The following is a 14,178-nucleotide window of genomic DNA, read 5'->3' on the forward strand; positions in this document are numbered from 1 at the left end:
ATGCTTCCGGTAGCCGACGTCGACGCTGATGCGTCCCTGACGTCCGTTCATCCGTGCCCGAGGCGTGATCCGCGCGGCACAAATCGCGCCAAAGCGGCGCAATCCCTTAAAAAATACCCCCAAACCACTCCCCAAACCGTTGACAGGCCCGCTGGCTTTCGCCACCCATGAGGCCTCTCTTTTCCAGAGGAACCACACGATGATCTCTTCCGTTCTGCCGACCTACAACCGGGCTCCGCTGTCCTTCGTCAAAGGCGAAGGCTCCTGGCTTATCGAGGCGGACGGACGCCGTTTTCTGGACTTGGGCGCGGGCATTGCGGTGAACACGCTGGGGCATGCCAACCCGGAGCTGGCGCAGGTTCTGAAGGATCAGGCCGACACGCTCTGGCATGTCTCGAACCTCTACAAGATCCCGGCGCAGGAGGCTCTGGCCGACAAGCTGACCGAGCTGACCTTTGCCGACACTTGTTTCTTTACCAACTCCGGCACCGAGGCCGCCGAGCTGGCGATCAAGATGGCGCGCAAATACTGGTATGAGAAAGGCCAGCCGGAGAAGATCGAGATCATCACCTTTGCTGGCTGTTTCCACGGTCGCTCCTCCGCCGCCATCGCCGCGTCGGGTGCGGAGAAGATGGTCAAGGGCTTTGGCCCGATGCTTGAGGGCTTTGTGCATTTGCCGTTTGGCGAATGGGAGGCTGTGGCCGATCACGTCACAGATAAAACGGCGGCGATCCTGATCGAGCCGGTGCAGGGCGAAGGCGGTATCCGTGTCGTCCCCGACGAGGCGCTGAAACTGTTGCGCAAGATTTGCGACGAGAAGGGCGCTTTGTTGATTTTCGACGAGGTGCAATGCGGTGTTGCCCGGACCGGCAAGCTGTTCGCGCATGAATATGCGGGCGTGACGCCCGACATCATGATGATTGCCAAGGGCATCGGCGGCGGCTTCCCGCTGGGCGCGGTTCTGGCGACCGAAGAGGCGGCGTCGGGCATGACGGCGGGCACCCATGGGTCCACTTATGGCGGCAACCCGCTGGGCTGTGCCATCGGGCTCAAGGTGCTGTCGATCGTCTCCGACCCGGCGTTTCTGGCCGAGGTGAACCGCAAGGCGGGGCTGATGCGGCAGAAGCTCGAAGAGCTGGTGGCGGCGCATCCGGACGTGTTCGAAGGCGTGCGCGGCGAGGGCCTGATGCTGGGCCTGAAATGCAAGGTGGCGCCTGCCGATCTGGTGGCGAAGGGCTATGCCGAAGGCGTGCTTGCCGTGCCCGCCGCCGACAACGTGGTGCGGCTTCTGCCCGCGCTGAACATTTCCGACGCAGAGATTGCCGAGGCCGTGTCGCGGATCGATGCCGCCGCCGGGGCGCTCTGAGAGACAAGAGACTGAACAGATGAACCATTTCCTCGACATTCACAAAACCTCCGCCAAAGACCTGCACCGGATCATCGAGACCGCGAAGCTGACCAAGAACGCGCGCCACGACAAGCCGAAGGGGGCTTTGGACGCGGAGCTGCCGCTCAAGGACAAGATGGTGGCGCTGATTTTCGAGAAACCCTCGACCCGGACGCGCGTGTCTTTTGACGTGGGTGTGCGCCAGATGGGGGGGCAGACCATGGTGCTTTCGGGGGCCGATATGCAGCTCGGCCATGGCGAAACCATCGCCGACACCGCCCGCGTTCTGTCGCGCTATGTCGATATGATCATGATCCGTACCTTCGAAGAGCAGACGCTTTTGGAGATGGCGGAATATGCCTCCGTGCCGGTGATCAACGGGCTGACGAACCGCACGCACCCCTGCCAGATCATGGCCGACATCCTGACCTATGAGGAGCATCGCGGTTCGATCAAGGGCAAGAAAGTGGTGTGGCTCGGCGATGGCAACAATGTCTGCGCGTCCTTCATCCATGCGGCGGGGCAGTTCGGGTTCGACCTGACCTTTGCCGGGCCGGAGCCTTTGGACCCGGAGATGGGCTTTGTCGAGGAGGCGCGGGCCAAGGGCTCCTCCGTCGAGATTGTGCGCGACGCGTCCGAGGCGGTGCTCGGTGCCGATCTCATCGTGACGGACACATGGGTGTCGATGCACGATCCGGCTTCGGCGCGCGAACGCCGCCACAATCAGCTTCGGCCCTACCGGGTGGATCGGCGGTTGATGGCGCTTGCGAAACCCGATGCGCTGTTCATGCATTGCCTGCCGGCGCACCGGGGCGATGAGGTGACGAATTCGGTGATGGACGGCCCGCAATCGGTGATTTTCGATGAGGCCGAAAACCGGCTCCACGCCCAGAAGGCGATCATGCGGTGGTGCGTCGAGGGCAAATGACAGAGGCTCCGGGGGAGCCTTTGACCCGAGATGCGAACGGAGCCCCAACGGGGGGCTGGTGTTTCGGGTCTTACACATGGAAAAGGGCGCCCGGTGTGGCGCCCTTTTGTTTTGCGGATCAGCCTGCGAAATGCGCCAGGAACCAGAACACCACGGCGGACATCGTGGCGGCGGCAGGAACGGTGATGATCCAGGCGGCGACGATGGTCATGAAATGGCTGCGGCGCACGAGTTTGCGGCGGTGACGCTCCTCGGCGGCGATGCGGGTGATCTTCTTGGAACGCGCGGTCTCGTCGAGGCGCTTCTCGTGATACCATTCGCGGAAAAAGCCGACGCCGAAGACGCCACCGACCGCGATATGGGTGGAGGAGACCGGCAGGCCGAGCCAGCTTGCGAGGATCACGGTGATGGCGGCGGAGAGCGCGACACAATAGGCGCGCATCGGGTTCAGTTTGGTGATCTGGCTGCCGACCATGCGGATGAGTTTCGGGCCGAAGAGGATGAGGCCGAAGGAAATCCCCAGCGCGCCGATCACCATGACCCAATGGGGGATATTGACGCTTCCGGCAAAGCCGCCCTCGGCATTGGCATGGACGATGGCGGCCAGAGGGCCGACGGCATTGGCGACATCGTTGGCGCCATGGGCAAAGGACAGCAGCGCGGCGGAGATCACCAGCGGCAGGCCGAACAGCGCCTTGAGCGATTTGTTGCGGTTCTCCAGCCCTTGAGACTGCCGCCGGATCAGCGGTGCGGAGCCGACATAGGACAGCGCGCCCACGGCGAGACCGATGAGCACGGCGGTCAACAGGTCGATATGAACAATCTGTTTCAACCCCTTGATCGCCAGATAGGTGGCAAACGTGCCCATCATGATGCCGATCAATACCGGAACCCAGACGCGGGCGGCGGCGATCTTGTCATCCTTGTAGATGATGCGCGCCTTGATGAACCACAGGAAACCGGCGGCGATCACACCGCCCAAAAGCGGCGAGATCACCCAGCTTGCGGCGATCGTGCCCATGGAGGCCCAGTTGACGGTGCCGAAACCCGCCGCCGCGATGCCTGCGCCCATGACGCCGCCGACGACGGCATGGGTGGTGGAAACCGGCGCGCCGATCCATGTGGCGAGGTTGACCCAGAGGGCGGAGGACAAAAGGGCTGCCATCATCGCCCAGATGAAAATCCGGGTGTCGGCCATGGCGGTGGGGTCGATGATGCCCTTGGAGATGGTCGAGACCACGTCGCCGCCCGCAAGGAGCGCGCCTGCGCTTTCGAAGAGTGCGGCGATGACGATGGCCCCGCCCATGGTCAGGGCGTTGGCGCCGACCGCAGGACCCATGTTGTTGGCGACATCGTTGGCGCCGATGTTGATCGCCATATAGGCGCCCAGAGCGGCGGCGGCGATCACCACGGCGGAGCCGGGTTGACCGCCGAACAGGAAGGCGGCGAGAAGCCCCGCGACGATGATGAAGGCCAGCGCCACACCGAGACCGACCATCGGGCGGGCGATGTGAAAGGTGGCGGACTCGAACTGGGTGATCCGGTTCAGGTCCTTGTCCAGCGTCTTCCACTGTTTTCCGTGATCTTCCGTCTCCGACATCGGCGCTCCGCTTTGTCATAAAACCGTTACAATCGGGCGCAGCGCTAACCTGCCCGGCCTTGCATTGCAAGCCTTTCGGAGCGCGTCATGACGAAGATGAAGCGGGAGGCGTTGGCTCAGAAACAGAGCAACAGGTCCTTGAGTTCCGGTTCGTCGACCAGAGAGGCGGCCTGTTTCGGGCTCATCCAGCTGCGTTGACGTTGACCTTTTTCCGGGAAATCGCCCTCGAGATGGTCGACCTCGATCGGATAGACCGTGGCCTCCACCGGCGCGGGCAGGCCGTTGTCGAGCTTCTTGATGTAGTGGTAGAGGCCCACCGGCTGGCGTTTCACCCGTGCAGGTTTGACCCCGGCCTCTTCCCAGGCTTCCTGTGCCGCGGTCCCGGCGCCGTCGAGCCCGTCGATCGGCCAGCCTTTCGGCAGAATCCAGCGCCCGCTGTCGCGCGAGGTGATCAAAAGCACTTCCTTGCCCTTCTTGCCCTTGCGCCAGCACAGGGCGGCGGATTGCACGCGGTCGGGCCGGCGCAGCAGAGGGTCGAAGACGCCTGTCCAGGCGGATTTGAGCAAAGTTGCCATGGGATGATGATGTGCCTGTTATGTCTATATTGCGTATATACATAGGGCAGGATTTCCGAAATTGCAAGTTTTCTTGGGGAAATGCTTGTCGCAAAGCCGGATTGCCTTATCTTTGAGCAGGTATTTCGGCGCGCATCTCTCCCGGTTGCGCGCCGCGTTTCATCTGACAAAAGAAGGAGTTGCCGGACCATGTCTCAGGCTCGGATCGGTCTTGTCGGCCTCGGCGTCATGGGCGCCAATCTTTCGCTCAACATCGCCGAAAAGGGGTTCCCGGTTGCCGTGTTCAACCGCACCGGTTCCGTGACCGATGCTTTTGTCGCTTCGGGGGGCGATCTCGCGGAACGCCTCGTGCCCGCGAAAACCTATGAGGCGCTGATCGCCTCGCTCGCCAAACCCCGCGCGGTGATCATCATGGTCAAGGCGGGCGGGCCGGTCGATGCGGTGATTGAGGCGCTCGTGCCGCTGATGGAGGCGGGCGATATGATCATCGATGCGGGCAATGCCGATTTCCACGACACCCGCCGTCGTGAGGCCGCTCTGCGTGACAAGGGCCTCAATTTCATCGGTATGGGCGTGTCGGGTGGTGAAGAGGGGGCGCGGCACGGGCCCTCGATCATGGTCGGCGGCAACCCGGAGAGCTATGCCGTGATCCGCGACATCGTCGAGGCGATTGCCGCCAAACATGAGGGCGTCCCCTGTGCCGCGCATTTCGGGCCGGACGGGGCGGGGCATTTCGTCAAGACGGTGCACAACGGCATCGAATATGCCGATATGCAGATGATCGCCGAGGTCTATGGCATCCTGCGCGACGGGGCGGGGCGTGCGCCCGGCGAGATCGGGGCGCTGTTTGCGGCATGGAACGAGGGGCCGCTCAACTCTTATCTGGTCGACATTTCGGCCCGTGTGCTCGGCACCGATGATCCGGTGACCGGTCGGCCCATCGTCGATGTGATCGTCGACACGGCGGGGCAGAAAGGCACCGGGCGCTGGGCCGCGATCGAGGCGATCCGGTTGGGGCAGTTGCCCTCCACCATCGAAGCGGCGGTCGCGGCCCGGTCCTGGTCGTCGGAAAAGGAGACGCGGCAGGCGGGGCAGGCGTTGTTCGGCGATTTGGGGGGCGAGGGCTTGCCGATCCCCTCGGATGCCGATCTGGAACAGGCGCTGTTGGCTGCCAAGATGATTGCCTACGATCAGGGCTTTAAAATTCTCGCCGCCGCTTCCGATCAATATGACTGGGGCCTCGATCTCGCCACTGCCGCCGAGGTCTGGCGCGAGGGTTGCATCATCCGCTCCGCCCTTCTCGATGATATGGCCTCTGCGATCCGCGAGGGGCTGCCGCAGGGCCAGTTGATCTTTGCGCCGCGTTTCGCCGGGCTGATCCGCGAGGGCGGCACAGCGTTGCGGCGTACGGTGGCCTATGCCGCCTCCGCGGGATTGCCGGTGCCGGCCTTTGCCAATGCGCTCGCGTATTTCGACACGATGCGACAGGGGCGGGGCACCACCGATCTCATTCAGGCACAGCGCGATTTCTTCGGGGCGCATGGGTTCGAACGGGTCGATGGCGGCGCGGGGCAACACGGGCCATGGGCCGGGAGTGTGGCGCACAGCTGACAAACGCCGCCCTTGCAAGGGGACAGGGTTTTGTGATTTCTCATCCCTATGCCCGACCTCCCGGGTCAGTGAGACGCGCATGAGTTTCGTCATCTTCATCAACGGTCTGGTGATGGTCTTCTTCGCCGTCCTCATGGGGGGGGTCGCCCTGATCTTTCCCGAGACCTCGAAGATCTTCGAGGAGGTCGCGCTCTTGACCGGCTTTGTGGGGGGCATACTTGCGATGGCCTCTTCGCCACGCACCGAAGGTCTGCGCCCGCTGCACACGTTTCTTCTGACCTCCTCGGTCTGGATGGTGGCCGCCCTGTGTGGTGCGCTGCCGCTCTATGCTTATGATCTTTCGCTGACCGATGCCTTGTTCGAGGCGATGTCGGGGATCACCACCACCGGCTCCACCGTCATGACCGGACTCGATGACACGCCGCACGGGATCATCCTCTGGCGTGCGATTCTTCAGGCGGTGGGGGGCGTCGGTTTCATCGTCACAGGGATCGCGCTTTTGCCGATCCTCAAGGTCGGCGGTATGCAGTTGTTCCGGTCGGAAAGTTCGGAAACCGGCGAGCGCGAGCTGCGCAACGCCACTATGTTCGCCTCCGCCACGTTGCAGATCTATTTCGCCCTGATCGTGATCTGCGCCTTGCTTTATTTCGTCGGCGGCATGTCGCCCTTCGACGCCGTCACCCATTCCATGACCACGCTGTCGACGGGCGGATATTCCGGCTACGACGCCTCCTTCGGTCATTTCGACAGCGCGTTCCTGCAATGGACCTGCACGCTGTTCATGCTCTTCGGGGCTTTGCCGTTTTCCTGGTATATCAGGGGGTTGCGGCATGGGCGTTGGAGGTCTGAACAGGTCTCTGCCATGCTGGTCTCGCTGACGGTGAGCATCGGGGGGCTGTCGCTCTGGCTGATGATCACGCGGGGGGAGGGGCTGTTCGATGCGCTGCGGCTGGTGGCGTTCAACGTGATTTCCGTGGTCACGACGACGGGCTATGCGACCACCGATTACACGCTCTGGGGGTCTTTTGCCGTGGTGGCGTTCTTCGTCCTGACGGCGGCGGGTGGGGCCACGGGGTCGACCGCGGGCGGTGCCAAGGCGATGCGCTGGCTTGTGGCGTTTCGGGGGCTCAAGGCGCAGATCCGGCAAAGCTATGCGCCGCACCGGGTGACGTTCGTGAAATACGAAGGCCGCCCCGTGTCCCCGGATGCGCTGTCCGGGGTGATCGCGTTTTTCGTGCTCTACGCCGCCACATTCGGTGTACTCGCTTCGCTTTTGAGTTTCTTTGGTCAGGATATGTCCACAGCCACTTCGGGGGCTCTGACGGCCTTGGCGAATGTCGGTCCCGGTGTGGGCGATATCATCGGACCGGCGGGCAATTTCGCGACGCTGAATACGCCGTCGAAGCTGGTGCTGACCTTCGGCATGTATCTGGGACGGCTGGAGATGGCGACGGTCTATGCGCTGTTTGCACCGCTGTTCTGGCGGGAGCTTGTGTCGGCGCGCTAAGGTTTAACGCTTTGTCATAAACGGCCCGGCAAAGGTTAAAACGCTGTCACATTTCTCCCTCGGGACTGTCACAGTCTTTAACGAAAGCTTTTCAGGTGCCACGCGGTTTGGCGCGCAGCGTCGGATCGGCCTCTGTCGGGTCCTCGGGCCAGGGGTGCCTCGGATAACGCCCGCGCATGTCCTTGCGCACGTCGGCATAAGAGGTCTTCCAGAAATTCGGCAGATCCATCGTCACCTGAACCGGACGATGCGCGGGAGAGGTCAGAACCACTTTCAGCGGTACATGGTTCGGGCCGACGGTCGGGTGCACCCTGGTGCCGAAAAATTCCTGCAATCGCCCGGTGACTTCGGGGTGTTCGCCCGAATAATCAATCGGCAATCTACGCCCCACGGGGCTTTCAAACGCGCCGGGAACCTCCCGGTCGAGTCGTTGCATCTGATCCCAGTCGAGCATGCCCCGCAGCGCCTCGGTGATGTCGAGAGCGCGGAGCTGGGCCTCGGTTTTCGCGCCCTTGAGGTAGGGCAGAAGCCAGTCTTCGAGATGATCCAAGAGAGCGGCCTCGGTCATGTCGGGGTAATCCGCACCCATCAGCGCGACACGGGCGGCAAAGCGGCGCGCGGCATCGGTCCAGGGCAGGCCGATCTGACGCAGGCCAACAAGCGCACCGCGGGCGATGGCCTCCGGGGGCGCGTCTTTCCATTGCCGGTCGTCAAGGATGAGCGCGCCGAACATCTCGTGCCTGCGCGCAATCACGCGTTTTTCGCGCTTGTCCCAATCGCAAACATCGGCCCAGCCGATCTGGTCGCCGTAGAGGCCGCGCAGTTCGCTTTCGCTGATCTGGGCGGCCTGCCGGATTTTGGCATCCCGCGCCGCACCGTCGGTGTCGGTGACGACGATGAGACGCGAGGAAGCCAGATCGTCGCTTTCCGCCATCACCGCGCCCTTGCCGCCGGACAGAAGATAGCGCGGCTGATCGCCGGGACGCCGCAGGCCGATCCGGTCGGGGTAGGCGAGTGCGGCCATTTCGCCAAGGCTCATGAAGGCCGCTTGTGGCAGGCCTTGCGTGAGCCGCCTGGCTTCTTGTTTGACACGCTCGATCACGCCGCGGTCGGCCGTGCCGGGAGACGTGAGCGCCCGCATGCGCAGGGACAGATCCGCGCCTGCCCCCCGCAAAGGATCGCGTTCATTCAAGAGTGCGGCGAGTTCTGCGGCCTGTGCACCCGCAATTTGCAGCATATGTGCAAGTCTTGGGTGCAGCGGTTTCGCCGCCAAAGCCCTGCCATGGGCCGTGATCCGACCTTCGCCGTCGAGCGCGCCAAGGCCGTGAAGCAGGGCGCGCGCCTCTGCCAGAGGGCCGGCGGGGGGCGGCGTGAGGAAGGCGAGATCCGCCTCGGAGGCGCCCCAGAGCGCGAGTTCCAGGGCGAGGCCGGTGAGGTCTGCGGTCTCGATCTCGGCGGGGGCGAAGGCGGACAGGGCGCCTTCTTCGCCTTTGGTCCAGAGCCGGTAACAGACCCCGTCGGAGACGCGGCCCGCGCGGCCCCGGCGCTGTTCGGCTTCGGCGCGGGAGACCCGTTCGGTGACGAGGCGCGACATGCCCGAGGACGGATCGAACCGGGCCCGACGCGCCCGGCCCGCGTCGACCACGATACGCACGTCTTCGATCGTCAAGGAGGTCTCGGCAATCGAGGTCGCCAGTACGATTTTGCGGCCCTCCCGGGCGGGGGCGATTGCGGCGCGCTGGTCGGCGAATTTCATCGCGCCGAACAGCGGGCGAATGGCGCAATCCTTGGGGACCCGGCCTTCGAGCAGCATCTGAACCCGGCGGATTTCGCCCTCTCCGGGCAGGAAAACGAGAGCGGAACCGGGGGCTTCCGAGATCGCGCGGAGCGTCAGATCGGCGACCGCCTGTTCCAGCCGCTGCATCTTGGGAAGGGGCGCATCGAGCCAGCGGGTTTCGACCGGATAAGCGCGCCCCTCCGAGCGCACCACAGGAGCATCGTCGAGCAGGGCCGCCACGGGGGCCGCGTCGAGCGTGGCCGACATGACGATCAGCACGAGATCGTCGCGCAAGGCCTGTCGCACCTCCCAGACGAGAGCGAGTCCGAGATCGGCGTTCAGGCTGCGTTCGTGAAATTCGTCGAAGATCACCGCGCCGACCCCGGTCAGTTCCGGGTCGGATTGCAGCATGCGTGTCAGGATGCCTTCTGTCACCACCTCGATCCGGGTGGTTTTCGACACCTTCGCCTCGCCGCGGATGCGGTAGCCGACGGTCTCGCCCGCGCGTTCGCCCAGCGTCTCCGCCATGCGCTCGGCGGCGGAGCGCGCGGCGAGGCGACGAGGTTCCAACATGACGATCCTGCCTGTCACCTCGGGCAAAAGTGCGAGCGGCACGCGGGTTGTCTTGCCGGCCCCGGGGGGAGCCATGAGCACGGCGCGGCCTGCCGTTTTCACGGCGGAAATCAGCGGGTCGAGCGCGTCGTCGATGGGGAGGCGGGGCGTAAACATGCCCCCCTTATGCGGGAAAGCTGCGCAGCCGAAAAGGGGGCGTGAACGGGCTTTACCGTGGGGTGAGGCGCGCGGTTCCCCAAAGCGTTTCGATCTCTGCGGCGATCAGGCGATAGGTCCCGTCCTGTCGCGCGTAGTGCAAGGTGAAGGGGAAGGTGCGCCGCTCCGCCATCTCTTCGGCGCTGAAGCCTGCGATGCGACTGTAGCGGCCCTGACAGGTGAGGTCCTGCATCTCCGAGAGGGTCACCGCGCTGCGACGCCGTCCGTCGAACAGGTTGAGGTTGGTGGCGCAGGGCTGCGGGCTGTCGCGCAGCAGGGTATAAAGCACGCTCAGAGGATCGAGCGTGCCGTGTTGATCGGCGAGGCGGATCAGAAGCGGTGCCGAGGGCTCATAGGTCACGACCTCCGGGTGGCCGTTGTCATAGGCGAGCCGGACACGGCTCTGTCTGCGTCCGGTGTCGATGTCCTCTTCGTAGCGCAGGGGTCGGAACCGGGTGTCCTGCACCTTGCCCTGAACCGTCGCGGCGAAGCGGATGTTCACCAACGCCGCCATCAGCCCCGCGTCGCGAAACCGGGCGGTGACGGCATAGTCCCGGGCGGTTTCGTCGGCGGCAAGACCGAGTTGGCCGACCTTGAGCGCGCCGAGATGAATGTCATAGCGCATCTGACGGTCTGCGGCAAAAAGCGGCTGGGCGAGGAGAAGAAGCGGGAAGAGAAGGCGCAACGCCATGGCACGAACACTCGCAAATCGGGAGGCGGGGGTAGACAACGCTCCGGGCACAGGAGAAAACAGCGTGAACTTGCGTCCAATTTGCCGGAACAGTGTAATGGAAATAAAACAGCTCGCCGAAGAGATCGTTGCCGGAAACCGTCGCGCTCTGGCCCGTGCGATCACGCTGGTCGAAAGCGCGCGGGAAGATCACCGGGCGAAGGCGATCACGTTGATGGAAGAGATCGGCAAGTGCGGGCGTCAGGCGCTGCGGCTCGGGTTGTCGGGGACGCCGGGGGTGGGCAAGTCCACCTTTATCGAAAGCTTTGGCATGATGCTGATCAAAGAGGGGCTGAAGGTGGCGGTTCTGGCCGTCGATCCGTCGTCCTCGCGCTCTGGCGGCTCGATCCTTGGCGACAAGACGCGGATGGAATTGCTGTCACGGGAAAAGAACGCCTTTATCCGGCCCTCGCCCTCGCAATCCGAACTTGGCGGTGTGGCGCGGCGTACGCGGGAGGCTGTGGCGCTTTGCGAGGCGGCGGGCTACGATTTGATCCTGATCGAGACCGTGGGGGTGGGGCAGTCGGAAACCGTGGTGTCCGAGATGTCCGATCTGTTCCTGTTGCTCTTGGCGCCAGCGGGCGGCGACGAATTGCAGGGCGTCAAGCGCGGCATCATGGAGATGGCCGATCTGATTCTGGTGAACAAAGCCGACGGTGATCTCAAACCCGCGGCGCAACGCACCTGCGCCGATTATGCGGGGGCGCTCCGGCTGATCCGCAAACGTCCGCAGGACCCGATGGATTTTCCCAAGGCGATGACGGTTTCCGCAATCGAAGAGAAGGGCTTGCAAGAGGCCTGGGGCGAGATGAACACGCTCATCGATTGGCGGCGTGAGAACGGGTTCTTCGACAAGCGTCGGTCGGAACAGGCCGAGTACTGGTTTGCGCAGGACATTCGGCACGGGCTTTTGTCGCAGCTCGAGAAAGAGCCTTTGAAGTCGATGATCTCCGGGCTGGCGAGCAAGGTCGCCAGAGGGGAGATCACGCCGGGCCATGCGGCTGCGGATGTCCTGACAGCTTTGCGCGGGCATTGAAGCCGGTTCGGTTCGGGAAGAGGCTTGACGATTCTCCCCGGATCGCCTATGCACCGCAAACTGAATTTTGGGCGCGGCTTGATAGCTGTGTCCTTTTCTGTTGGAAATCGGTCTTTCCCCGTGTTTCACGCCGCTTTTCGGACTTGCGTCCGGGGCGGGGGCGCGTAAAAGAGGGCCGAATAAGACAGAAACGAGTCTTTTAAACTGCGAGAGCTTTTGCTTTCGAAAGTAGAAACGAGGATGAACCCATGTCGCGTCGTTGCGAACTGACCGGTAAAGGCCCGATGACTGGCAACAATGTCAGCCACGCCAAAAACAGAACCCGCCGCCGTTTCCTTCCGAACCTCAACGATGTGACGCTGATTTCGGAAACCCTCGGCCGCTCCTTCAAGCTGCGCATCTCTGCGTCGGCTCTGCGCTCCGTCGACCACCGCGGTGGTCTCGACGCCTTCCTCGCGAAAGCCCGCGACGAAGAGCTGTCCGACAACGCGCTGAAAATCAAGAAAGACATCGCGAAGGCCCAAGCAGCCGCTTAAGCCTTTCTGCGAGATCCTTTCGGATTTTCCCAAAGATTGAACCCCGTGAGCTTTGCCTCGCGGGGTTTTCTTGTTGGCCCGGTTCCGATATTTGCCCCCTTTTCTTTCGGGAACGGATCGCTAAAGTGCCTCCACCATGCGCATCACCCGCACGATAAAGGCCGTTCTGGTCGCGTTCCTGCTCATCGTCACGTCCCAGTCCATGGCCGTGGCGCGGGGCACCATGCGCGATGCGACGGGTGCGGTGGTGCTTTGCACCGGCACGGGACCGATTACCGTGCTCACGGGTGCAGATGGTCAACCGATCGGCCCGAGCCACATCTGTCCCGACTGTGCTCTGAGCGTGATCGCCGGGCTCGCGGATGCATTCGACCTGCAACCGCCTGTGCAGCATATGCTGCGCTTCACGCCCTCGACCTTTGCCGCCCGTGGTCATGACACGGTCCCGCCCCACGCCTGTGCCCGCGCGCCGCCTTTGGTCTGATTTCCCTTCGTTTTCAAATATCAGACCCAAAGGACCGCACATGTTCAAATCCACCCTTCTGGCCGGGCTTGCCGCCTGCGCTTTCGCTCTGCCCGCTGTCGCCGACATCAACATCGTCGATCCCTTCGCCCGCTCTTCGGGCATGATGGCCAAGGCTGGCGCGGCCTTCTTCATCATCGAGAACACCGGTGACGAGGCGGACCGGTTGATCGACGCCAAATCCGATATTTCCAAAGTGACCGAGCTGCACACCCATAAGGATATGGGCGACGGCATCATGAAAATGGTCCATGTGCCCGAAGGGTTCGAGATCCCGGCCCATGGCACCCATGCGCTGGCTCGCGGCGGCGATCACGTCATGTTCATGGGGCTGTTGCAGCCGATGACTCAGGGCGACACCGTGACCGTGACCCTGACCTTCGAGAAGGCTGGAGACATCACCGTCGAGATCCCGGTCGATCTGGAGCGTGGCGAGGCAGCCATGCCGATGGATCACAGCAAGATGGGCAACTGATCCGCCCAAATTGGAGACAGGAGGCACGCGTTCCGGCGCGTGCCTTTTTTCTTGCGCGGATCGAAAAAAGGCTTAGATGACGCCTTGAGCGAGACGGAACATTATAGACCGGCCCGCGCCCTTTCTTGACAGTTGAAGAGACAGATCATGTTGAGCGTCTATGCGTTCCCGGAGGCCTTTTCGCCTGCCGAATGTGATGCGATCGTCACGCTTGCGCGTGAAGAAGAGCTTTCGGATGCGGGGCTGGTGAAGAACCGCTCCGACCATAACCTGCGCCGCGCCGATCTGGCGTGGCTCGACGAGCGTGCCGGGGGGGACTGGATCATGGAGCGCATCATGCGTTTGGTCGCCGAGGCGAACCGCACGCATTTCGATTTCGCGCTGACCGAATTCGGCGAAAGCCCGCAGGTCGCGCGTTACGGCGCCGAGCGGCAGGGGCATTTCACATGGCATTCCGACATCGGCGAGGGCGCTCTGGCGTCCAAGCGCAAGCTGACCATGGTGATCCAGCTTTCCGATCCGGCGGAGTACGCGGGCGGGGCTCTCGAGTTGCAACCGGATGCGAATATCCGCGAAGCGGACCGTGCCAAGGGCTCCGCGGTGCTCTTCCCGTCCTTCGTCTTGCACCGCGTGACGCCCGTGAGTTCGGGTGAACGCTTTTCCCTTTCGACCTGGGTGCATGGCCCGGCGTTTCGGTGAGTATTTTACCAGCAAAGAAAACGCAA

The 14,178-nt window shown here is 63.3% G+C and carries 13 protein-coding genes; 9 read left to right on the plus strand and 4 right to left on the minus strand.

All coding sequences use genetic code 11. The features are described 5' to 3' along the window. Positions 1 to 199 precede the first annotated feature (199 nt). Together V1475_RS09135 and argF are read left to right on the plus strand one after the other, a co-directional pair. Positions 200 to 1,366, plus strand: a complete 1,167-nt coding sequence (locus V1475_RS09135) for an acetylornithine transaminase (protein ID WP_479412499.1) — start codon at positions 200 to 202, stop codon at positions 1,364 to 1,366. A 19-nt stretch (positions 1,367 to 1,385) separates the two neighbouring features. After that, a complete protein-coding gene (gene argF / locus V1475_RS09140) occupies positions 1,386 to 2,315 on the plus strand; it encodes an ornithine carbamoyltransferase (protein WP_434288447.1) in 930 nt (309 codons plus the stop codon). Between the two features lie 118 nt (positions 2,316 to 2,433). Here the strand turns inward: argF and V1475_RS09145 are convergent, their stop codons facing one another. Further along, complete coding sequence (locus tag V1475_RS09145) at positions 2,434 to 3,915, minus strand: inorganic phosphate transporter (protein WP_434288445.1); 1,482 nt, start codon at positions 3,913 to 3,915, stop codon at positions 2,434 to 2,436. A 116-nt stretch (positions 3,916 to 4,031) separates the two neighbouring features. Continuing rightward, positions 4,032 to 4,490, minus strand: a complete 459-nt coding sequence (locus V1475_RS09150) for an NUDIX hydrolase (protein WP_479412500.1) — start codon at positions 4,488 to 4,490, stop codon at positions 4,032 to 4,034. 189 nt (positions 4,491 to 4,679) lie between these two features. Between V1475_RS09150 and gndA the strand changes: the two genes are divergently transcribed. Further along, on the plus strand, positions 4,680 to 6,101 hold the full coding sequence (gene gndA, locus V1475_RS09155; RefSeq protein ID WP_479412501.1) for an NADP-dependent phosphogluconate dehydrogenase: 1,422 nt from the start codon (positions 4,680 to 4,682) through the stop codon (positions 6,099 to 6,101). 79 nt (positions 6,102 to 6,180) lie between these two features. Beyond that, positions 6,181 to 7,608 (plus strand): TrkH family potassium uptake protein, encoded by a 1,428-nt coding sequence (locus tag V1475_RS09160; RefSeq protein ID WP_479412502.1) that lies wholly within the window; start codon positions 6,181 to 6,183, stop codon positions 7,606 to 7,608. Between the two features lie 91 nt (positions 7,609 to 7,699). Here the strand turns inward: V1475_RS09160 and hrpB are convergent, their stop codons facing one another. Both hrpB and V1475_RS09170 read right to left on the minus strand, forming a co-directional pair. Beyond that, the gene (hrpB, locus tag V1475_RS09165) at positions 7,700 to 10,114 is read right to left on the minus strand and encodes an ATP-dependent helicase HrpB (protein ID WP_479412503.1); all 2,415 of its coding nucleotides are present in this window, start codon (positions 10,112 to 10,114) and stop codon (positions 7,700 to 7,702) included. Between the two features lie 52 nt (positions 10,115 to 10,166). After that, positions 10,167 to 10,844 carry a DUF3108 domain-containing protein gene (locus V1475_RS09170; RefSeq protein WP_479412504.1) on the minus strand — a complete coding sequence of 226 codons (678 nt, stop codon included), beginning with the start codon at positions 10,842 to 10,844 and terminating at the stop codon, positions 10,167 to 10,169. 97 nt (positions 10,845 to 10,941) lie between these two features. Between V1475_RS09170 and meaB the strand changes: the two genes are divergently transcribed. The 5 genes from meaB to V1475_RS09195 all read left to right on the plus strand — a co-directional run bounded on the left by meaB (position 10,942) and on the right by V1475_RS09195 (position 14,152). Beyond that, a complete protein-coding gene (gene meaB, locus V1475_RS09175; protein ID WP_479412505.1) occupies positions 10,942 to 11,919 on the plus strand; it encodes a methylmalonyl Co-A mutase-associated GTPase MeaB in 978 nt (325 codons plus the stop codon). 248 nt (positions 11,920 to 12,167) lie between these two features. Next, positions 12,168 to 12,455 carry a 50S ribosomal protein L28 gene (gene rpmB, locus V1475_RS09180; RefSeq protein WP_066710480.1) on the plus strand — a complete coding sequence of 96 codons (288 nt, stop codon included), beginning with the start codon at positions 12,168 to 12,170 and terminating at the stop codon, positions 12,453 to 12,455. A 136-nt stretch (positions 12,456 to 12,591) separates the two neighbouring features. Next, on the plus strand, positions 12,592 to 12,939 hold the full coding sequence (locus V1475_RS09185) for a hypothetical protein (protein WP_479412506.1): 348 nt from the start codon (positions 12,592 to 12,594) through the stop codon (positions 12,937 to 12,939). Between the two features lie 40 nt (positions 12,940 to 12,979). Then, positions 12,980 to 13,453 (plus strand): copper chaperone PCu(A)C, encoded by a 474-nt coding sequence (locus V1475_RS09190; protein WP_479412507.1) that lies wholly within the window; start codon positions 12,980 to 12,982, stop codon positions 13,451 to 13,453. A 147-nt stretch (positions 13,454 to 13,600) separates the two neighbouring features. Continuing rightward, on the plus strand, positions 13,601 to 14,152 hold the full coding sequence (locus V1475_RS09195; protein WP_479412508.1) for a 2OG-Fe(II) oxygenase: 552 nt from the start codon (positions 13,601 to 13,603) through the stop codon (positions 14,150 to 14,152). The last annotated feature ends 26 nt before the right edge of the window (positions 14,153 to 14,178 follow it).

This window comes from Celeribacter sp. SCSIO 80838 (genome assembly GCF_056498065.1).

Coding starts and splice junctions, on each gene's coding strand:
- argF (WP_434288447.1), top strand. CDS start 1,386: ATGAACCATTTCCTCGACATTCACAAAACCTCCGCCAAAGACCTGCAC.
- V1475_RS09170 (WP_479412504.1), bottom strand. CDS start 10,844: ATGGCGTTGCGCCTTCTCTTCCCGCTTCTTCTCCTCGCCCAGCCGCTT.
- hrpB (WP_479412503.1), bottom strand. CDS start 10,114: ATGTTTACGCCCCGCCTCCCCATCGACGACGCGCTCGACCCGCTGATT.
- V1475_RS09190 (WP_479412507.1), top strand. CDS start 12,980: ATGTTCAAATCCACCCTTCTGGCCGGGCTTGCCGCCTGCGCTTTCGCT.
- V1475_RS09160 (WP_479412502.1), top strand. CDS start 6,181: ATGAGTTTCGTCATCTTCATCAACGGTCTGGTGATGGTCTTCTTCGCC.
- V1475_RS09135 (WP_479412499.1), top strand. CDS start 200: ATGATCTCTTCCGTTCTGCCGACCTACAACCGGGCTCCGCTGTCCTTC.
- V1475_RS09150 (WP_479412500.1), bottom strand. CDS start 4,490: ATGGCAACTTTGCTCAAATCCGCCTGGACAGGCGTCTTCGACCCTCTG.
- V1475_RS09145 (WP_434288445.1), bottom strand. CDS start 3,915: ATGTCGGAGACGGAAGATCACGGAAAACAGTGGAAGACGCTGGACAAG.
- gndA (WP_479412501.1), top strand. CDS start 4,680: ATGTCTCAGGCTCGGATCGGTCTTGTCGGCCTCGGCGTCATGGGCGCC.
- meaB (WP_479412505.1), top strand. CDS start 10,942: ATGGAAATAAAACAGCTCGCCGAAGAGATCGTTGCCGGAAACCGTCGC.
- V1475_RS09195 (WP_479412508.1), top strand. CDS start 13,601: ATGTTGAGCGTCTATGCGTTCCCGGAGGCCTTTTCGCCTGCCGAATGT.
- V1475_RS09185 (WP_479412506.1), top strand. CDS start 12,592: ATGCGCATCACCCGCACGATAAAGGCCGTTCTGGTCGCGTTCCTGCTC.
- rpmB (WP_066710480.1), top strand. CDS start 12,168: ATGTCGCGTCGTTGCGAACTGACCGGTAAAGGCCCGATGACTGGCAAC.